The following is a 7,350-nucleotide window of genomic DNA, read 5'->3' as shown; positions in this document are numbered from 1 at the left end:
CCCTGTGCCTCTGCAGGAGGCACACCGACTTGCCCTTTGATGTTAAGGCACCGACCCGAGAATCCGATAGGATTCTTGCGGACCTGCAAGCCCTTGGCTCGCACCGACCTTGAGCCGAAGGCTTACCACGTAAAGGAGTTCCACTAATGTATAATCGATACCGAAAATTAATTGCCCGTCGTCCGTTTCTTCTGGCCTGGTTTTCCTTTGATGGCCGGGTGAATCGCATGCAGTATTTCCTAAGGTCCCTGGCTCTGGGGGCCGTATGGATTCTTGCGGTGGCCATAGCCTGGTATGGGACCAATGCACTGTTTGACCTGAAGATGGATATACTGGGATATATTCTGACTGCTGCATTCCTCCTGGCGGCTCTGCTGATAGTCATTGCCGACAACTCACTCATGGCCCGGCGCCTTCATGATATGGGATACCGCGCCGCACCGATCATGTGCCTCGTCTACGGAATAACCTTCGTCAGTCCGGCAATAGACCGCCTCCTCGGAGCATCCGGCTGGGTAAACAACGCCGTATCCATATTCAACCTCGCCGTGACCTGCTACCTCTTTTTAGGGAAAGGAGAGAGATGAGCCTAAGGCGTATAGCCTATGAGCTCCGCTCATAGTAAGGAATCCTATGAAACTATATACACTTGGACCTGACCATACCATGTGCGGTCAGGCATTTACTTCTTATCTTCTGGGAAAACTTCCGCCCTGTACCCTGGTGGCACAGGGGATGTCTCTGTATTTTACTGAAGTGGTACCGGACAGTCTGCCGAAATCTATCGTAGAAATGACAGAAGGGCCACTTCACAGCGTGCGAAGCGATGAACCGGAAGGAAAGACCCGTCTCGCCTGGCGTGAGTATCTGGCTCATCACCATCTGCCGCCCCGCGTGCAGGTGCTGGCCATGCCCGATGGGGCCGTTGTCGTCCCCGTCGGCACGGTAGATGTATCGGAAGCACAGGAAATCGTGTTTTCCAACCCGCTGCTTGACGTGCTTACTGCGAAAGAAGTGGCCGACACCTATGCTCTGCCCGTGAAAAAGGTGGAAGCGGACATCCTCAATCCGGACAGCCCGTTCGCCAAAGGCGAAACAAGAAAATCCGGCCGGGAATGGCTCATCATCCGCCAGGCCGCCAGCCGGGTATATGCCGGAAAAACCGAGACTGTGCCGGCACGGAATCCACTCCTCTGTTCCTTTACCACCGTGGAAGCCGCCGAACTCTGGAACCGCAGCAGCGGAGAAGTCCGGTCTGCCGCCGCAGGAGCCGGCCACCGTGCCGCCAGAATGGACGACAACGACAGAAGACAGGCCGGAAGAACCTGGCTCGTAAACTATTCCGCCATGGAAAGACTGTACGGAACCCCGAACGCGGAAGAGTGGAATAAAATGATTGGTTTAATGAGTCACTACTCTTCAAATAAATCATAGACCGCAAAAGTGGGCAGGCCGCTTTCAAGATGGGGGCAATCCCTGCGGGCTTGCAGACCATGCGCGTCAGCTCATTATCAGGAGGAATACGTATGAGACAATGCAGTTTTTGCCATAAGGAAGTTCCTGAGGATTCGGCTTTTTGTCCTTTCTGCGGCCGAAAACAGGATGAACAGGTAACCTGCCCGAATTGCGGCGTAAAAAACAGGGCAGGCAGTCATTTCTGTTCCCGCTGCGGGTATGCTTTCAAGGTGAACCCTGAGGGAGCAAGTACCCGGCCGGGAAATGAAACCAATAAAAAACGGCTGGCAGTGATTCTGGCTGCGGCCCTCCTGGTGTTCGGAGGAGCTCTGACTTATTTTCTCCATACAGAGCCTGCAGGAAACGCAGAGTCTGTGACTGCGGACAGCGTCTCTTCTGAACCGGTGACTCATGAAGGGGCCAAACTGAATACCGCGGAGAGTACACCGGAAAAACAGGTGGAAAATATGATTCACCAACGTGGATATTCCGGATACCATGTCCTGGCCGTTTCCGACATGGATGACCTGGGCTTCCTGGCGCTGGTTACACCGGATGATGACACGCAGCAGTTCATAGCCTATGACAAGCCGGATGGGGTATTGGCTTTAGTGGACAGAGATCGTTATGACATGCTGGTCCGTGAATTTGGCGTAAAGAGAGACTATGGCTACCAGCCTCTCATTTTCCCGGTGACAGTAAAGAATGATATTCGAAATGAGGATGCGGTACTTGGTGAATGGGACGGCGGCGATCACTCGTTCATGATTTACTATCTCTATACGCTGGATAACAACGGAAACGTCAAAGTCGACGGCAATACCAGCTCCGCCACAGGAAGCGTAGAGGCCTCCCATTATCAGGCATACCTTAAGAGCAAACGCACAGTAAATATAGCCAATACGATAGTCATGCACCTGCCAGGTCTCAAACGGCATATGGAAGAAAATGGAGTAGAATTCTGGAGATAGGGAAAGAACCGGAGATAAACTCATGGGCGGCAAGCCTTCGGCTTAGGGCCTTATGAATCTTCAGAGGATTCGTAAGGCGGTGTCTCAACATCAACCGGCCAAGGCGGTATGGAAGTGGATGACTTCCATAAGGGGTGGATACCTGGATGAACTCATCATTGTCAGTTCATATCTTCATTGACTCTGCCCGTTGTTTCCTGCTATTATTGGAAGGGATACCTGAACAGGGTACCGCAGCGCCCCCGCGTATGGGAGGCGCTTTTTTTGTGTGTATAAGGTGGTTTTTGCATGAAAGATTATGATGTAGTAATTATCGGCGCCGGCCCGGCCGGAATCTTTACAGCACTGGAGCTTGCCGATACCGGTGCTTCCATTCTGATTCTTGAAAAAGGACATGATATTCATCATCGACTGGAACTGAACAAGGATCCTCATGGGGATCGCAGTGAAAAGCGCATGAATATTGTGTGCGGCTGGGGTGGTGCCGGTGCGTTTTCTGATGGGAAGCTGACATTGACTACAGAGTATGGCGGCAATCTGGAAGATTATATGCATAAAGGAGAGCTGGCTAAACTCATTTCCTATGTGGATGATGTGTACTGTCGTTACGGCGGCAGGGACCGCAAGGTGTATGGCGATGAATTTGCGAAGGAACGGCATGAGCTGAAGCGGAAAGCGGCAGCGGCGGATCTGTCATTTATTCCGGCCCGCATCCGTCATCTGGGGACGGACGTAAACGGCCAGATTCTGGCGAATATGCGGGATTCTCTGCCGTCCAATGTGCATGTACTCTGCGATACACCGGTAGAAGAAATCCGCTGTGAAAACGGCGCGCATTTCATTTCCACCCATGGAGAAACCTATCGCGCTAAGTATCTGGTAGCGGCTCCAGGACGGGATGGCTCGGAATGGTTTGTCAATCAGATCAGAAAACTGGGACTGCGCATGACCAACAATGCAGTGGATATCGGGGTGCGCGTGGAATCTCCGGCGGAAATTTATGAACCTATCACGGATATCTGCTATGAATCCAAACTGGTATATTACAGCCGCAGTTTTGATGATCGTATCCGCACGTTCTGCATGAATCCAAACGGTTTTGTGGTGACGGAGAATAACGACGGACTCATGACGGTAAACGGCCACTCGTTTGCCCATAAGAAGAGTGAAAATACGAATTTTGCCATTCTGGTATCCAAATCTTTTACCGAACCGTTCAATGAACCGATTGCCTATGGTAAGTACATTGCTTCGCTGGCCAATATGCTTGGCGGCGGGCCGATCGTACAGCGTCTTGGCGATCTGCGGGATGGACACCGGTCTACCCGGGAGAGGCTCATGCGCGGTCTGGTAAGACCAACAATGCCCAGTGCTACACCAGGAGATTTATCTTTGGTCTTGCCATATCGCTTTTTAAAGGATATTATGGAAATGTTTGAAGCCCTCGACAAAGTGGCACCGGGTGCCAATTCCAGACATACCCTGCTGTATGGCGTTGAGGCGAAATTTTATTCAGCCCGTGTAGAGCTTTCAGATAAGCTGGAAACCAGGATTCCTAATTTCTTCGCCATTGGCGATGGAGCGGGAATTACGAGAGGTCTGGCCCAGGCTTCAGCTGCCGGCGTAGTGGTTGGCAGAGAAATCTGTGCGCGGGAAGGTAAACCAAAGGGGGACTAATATGATTCCGAGGTACACAAGACCGGCTATGGAAGCCATTTGGAACGAAAGACACGAATGGCAGACAATGCTTGATGTTGAAATTGCAGCATGTGAAGCTAATGCCCAGCTGGGCCGCATTCCGAAGGAAGCGGTAGAAGTTATCAAAGAAAAAGCAGATTTCGATGTAGATCGCATTCATGAAATCGATGCAGAAATTAACCACGATATCATTGCGTTCCTGTCCGCAGTAGGCGAAAAGGTGGGCGATGAAGCCAAGTACATTCACATGGGACTCACTTCCACCGACGTAAGAGACACCGCATTCTGCCTCCAGATTTCCAGAGCATCCGATGTCATTCTGGACGACCTGGAAAGACTGGCAGCCGTTCTGAAGAGAAGGGCTGTGGAATTTAAGCATACGCCGACTATCGGCCGTACCCACGGTGTTCACGCAGAACCAACCACCTTTGGTCTGAAGATGCTCCTCTGGTACTCTGAAACTCTCCGAAACATTGAACGTATGAAGAGGGCGAAGGATGAAATTTCCGTAGGTAAGCTGTCCGGTGCAGTAGGAACCTATGCGGATATTGATCCTTTTGTAGAACAGTATGTATGCAAGAAGCTGGGCCTTAAGCCGGAACTGATTTCCACTCAGGTGGTACAGCGTGACCGCCATGCTATGTACATGTCCACCCTGGCTGTCATTGCAGCTACTCTGGCACAGATGGCTCTGGAAGTACGTCATCTCCAGAGAACCGAAGTGCGGGAAGCAGAAGAATATTTCAGCCCGAAGCAGAAGGGCTCCTCCGCTATGCCGCATAAGCGCAACCCGGTGCGCAGTGAACGTATCTGCGGTATGGCCCGCCTGATTGAAGGCTACACTGTACCGGCATATCAGAATGTTCCGCTGTGGCATGAACGGGATATTTCCCATTCCTCCACCGAACGTGTTATGTTCCCAGATGCAACCATTGCGCTGGATTTCATTCTCAATGAAACCATCAACCTGATTGACAAGCTTCTGGTTTACCCGGACAAGATGATGGCTGACCTGAACCTCACCGGCGGCCTGATTTACAGCCCCCGCGTACTGCTGGCTCTGGTTTCCAAGGGTGTATACCGCGATACGGCATATCGCTGGGTACAGCGCAACGCCATGAAGAGATGGCTCCAGGGCGAAGATTTCTATGAAAATCTCTGCAAGGATGAAGATGTAAGCAAGTATCTGACTCCGGAAGAAATCAAGGCATGCTTCAATCCGCATGCTATGCTCACCCATGTAGACGATATCTTTGCAAGATTCGTTCTTTGATAGCAGAACAGGAGAAGGACAGGGTCCTTTTTCCTGCTGCATGTTTTCTTAATTAACGGAAGGAAGTATATAATGGCAACAGCTATGGTCATTGGCGCTCAGTGGGGCGACGAAGGTAAGGGAAAGATTGTAGATTATCTCGCGGCAAAAGCCGATGTAGTCGTACGTTCCCAGGGCGGAAACAACGCAGGACACACGGTGGTTACCGGAGGTAAGGCTTACCCGCTGCGCCTCATGCCCAGTGGAATCATGTATCCGGATACCATTTGTATCGTAGGTACCGGTGTGGTTATCGATCCGAAGTCTCTGCTGGAAGAAATGAATGCGCTGAAGGCACAGGGCGTAGATCCGAGCAACCTGCAGATTTCTACCCGTGCCCATGTGGTATTCCCATATCACATCCGTCTGGATGAAGCAGAAGAAGCGCGCAAGGGCAACCGCAAGATTGGCACCACCAAGAATGGTATCGGACCGTGCTATGCAGACAAGATTAACCGTATCGGCATCCGCATCTGCGACCTCATGGACAAGGACGTATTTGCTGAAAAGCTGAAGTACAACGTAGAAGTAAAGAACATGCTTCTGGAAAGACTGTACGGCGTAGAAGGTTTTGATTATGAACAGATGCTGAAGGATTATCTGGGCTATGCAGAACAGCTGCGTCCGTATGTATGCGATACCAATCACACCGTACATCAGTACATTGAAGAAGGAAAGAATGTACTGTTTGAAGGGGCACAGGCTTCCATGCTGGACTTGGACAATGGTACTTATCCATACGTAACCAGCTCCCATCCGGTAGCCGGCGGTGCCTGTGTAGGCGCAGCCATCGGACCGCACCTTATGCAGAATATCTTCGGCGTAGTCAAGGCCTATTCCACCCGTGTAGGCGAAGGCCCGTTCCCGACCGAACTGAACAATGAAATCGGAAACAACATCCGTGAAATTGCTCACGAATACGGCACCGTTACTGGCCGTCCGCGCCGTGTAGGCTGGCTTGATGCCAGAGCCGTACGCTATGCGGCAGGTCTCTCCAGCTTCGATTATCTGGCCATCACCCGTCTGGATGTACTCGATGGTATGGACGAAATCAAGATCTGCGTAGGCTATGAAAAGGATGGCCAGCCGGTAGAAGAATATCCGGCTGACCTTAAGTACCTGGAACAGCTCACTCCGGTATACAGAACCTTCAAGGGCTGGAAGCAGGACATTTCCGGCATTCGCAAGTACGAAGAACTTCCGGAAAATGCAAGAATTTACGTAGAAGCCATCGCACAGCTTACTGGCGTTCCGATCGGCATCGTATCTGTAGGCCCATCCAGAGAACAGACCATTGTGGTTAAGGAAGTATTCTGATAAGCAAAGGTAAGCTTCGCTTATAGACTGCGGCTCGAAACGGGGCAAAGCCGCCTGCTTTGCAGGAGAAAACTAAAGAAACAAAAAACGATTTTCCATAAACTGGAAAATCGTTTTTTTGATTCCTTGCATAGTATTTCTGATGGAATAACGATAATATGTTGCACTTCTTCCGCTTTATTAAAAGGTAAGAATGAGAAAAGCTGGTTAATGAAAGTATGCAGCACGTTTCCCGTTCTGGAGAGAAAGGATAAAGGCCGCAAACTTTGTTTGCTGTCGGTGTGAATCAGAAGATTCACAGGTCAGTGAGAATGGCGTTGTTATTTTCAGGTCGGTATGAGCTGAGGCTCATAGGGTTATACAACCCCATGGGGATTGCAGGGGAATATGGAATAATCTCTTATAAAAAGGTAAAAATACAAAAGCTTTGCAAATGGGAAGCATGCCGTATGCAGCTCCTTTCTGGAGAGAAAGGGGGACCGACGAACGTCGGGGGATAGTTGATTCCACTATGTGAATCTGAAGGAATAACGATAATATGTTGCACTTCTTCCACTTTGTTAAAAGACAAGCATGCAAAAGCTGATTGACGGAAAG

At 50.5% G+C, this 7,350-nt stretch carries 6 protein-coding genes; all 6 read left to right on the top strand.

What is annotated here, in order from left to right:
- Nucleotides 1–146: 146 nt before the first annotated feature.
- Nucleotides 147–587: a DUF805 domain-containing protein gene (locus BLQ79_RS06775; RefSeq protein ID WP_091365155.1), complete on the top strand. Its 441-nt coding sequence runs from the start codon at nt 147–149 to the stop codon at nt 585–587.
- A 46-nt stretch (nt 588–633) separates the two neighbouring features.
- Nucleotides 634–1,434: a helix-turn-helix domain-containing protein gene (locus BLQ79_RS06770; RefSeq protein ID WP_091365153.1), complete on the top strand. Its 801-nt coding sequence runs from the start codon at nt 634–636 to the stop codon at nt 1,432–1,434.
- Nucleotides 1,435–1,526: 92 nt separating this feature from the next.
- Nucleotides 1,527–2,426, top strand: a complete 900-nt coding sequence (locus tag BLQ79_RS06765) for a zinc ribbon domain-containing protein (protein ID WP_159427872.1) — start codon at nt 1,527–1,529, stop codon at nt 2,424–2,426.
- 288 nt (nt 2,427–2,714) lie between these two features.
- Entirely contained in the window at nt 2,715–4,103 is a 1,389-nt protein-coding gene (locus BLQ79_RS06760) for an NAD(P)/FAD-dependent oxidoreductase (protein ID WP_091365148.1), read from the top strand.
- A 1-nt stretch (nt 4,104) separates the two neighbouring features.
- Complete coding sequence (gene purB / locus BLQ79_RS06755; RefSeq protein WP_091365146.1) at nt 4,105–5,397, top strand: adenylosuccinate lyase; 1,293 nt, start codon at nt 4,105–4,107, stop codon at nt 5,395–5,397.
- Between the two features lie 72 nt (nt 5,398–5,469).
- Entirely contained in the window at nt 5,470–6,753 is a 1,284-nt protein-coding gene (locus BLQ79_RS06750; RefSeq protein WP_091365143.1) for an adenylosuccinate synthase, read from the top strand.
- The last annotated feature ends 597 nt before the right edge of the window (nt 6,754–7,350 follow it).

This window comes from Dialister histaminiformans (assembly GCF_900103425.1).
GTDB classification, from domain to species: Bacteria; Bacillota; Negativicutes; order Veillonellales; family Dialisteraceae; genus Allisonella; species Allisonella histaminiformans.
Note: the sequence above shows the minus strand (reverse complement) of the source record. Positions and strands in the feature narration are given on the sequence as shown.

Bases quoted from the DNA above. Each gene is read 5' to 3' on its own strand.
- BLQ79_RS06765 (WP_159427872.1), top strand. From the start codon at position 1,527: ATGAGACAATGCAGTTTTTGCCATAAGGAAGTTCCTGAGGATTCGGCT.
- BLQ79_RS06750 (WP_091365143.1), top strand. From the start codon at position 5,470: ATGGCAACAGCTATGGTCATTGGCGCTCAGTGGGGCGACGAAGGTAAG.
- BLQ79_RS06775 (WP_091365155.1), top strand. From the start codon at position 147: ATGTATAATCGATACCGAAAATTAATTGCCCGTCGTCCGTTTCTTCTG.
- purB (WP_091365146.1), top strand. From the start codon at position 4,105: ATGATTCCGAGGTACACAAGACCGGCTATGGAAGCCATTTGGAACGAA.
- BLQ79_RS06760 (WP_091365148.1), top strand. From the start codon at position 2,715: ATGAAAGATTATGATGTAGTAATTATCGGCGCCGGCCCGGCCGGAATC.
- BLQ79_RS06770 (WP_091365153.1), top strand. From the start codon at position 634: ATGAAACTATATACACTTGGACCTGACCATACCATGTGCGGTCAGGCA.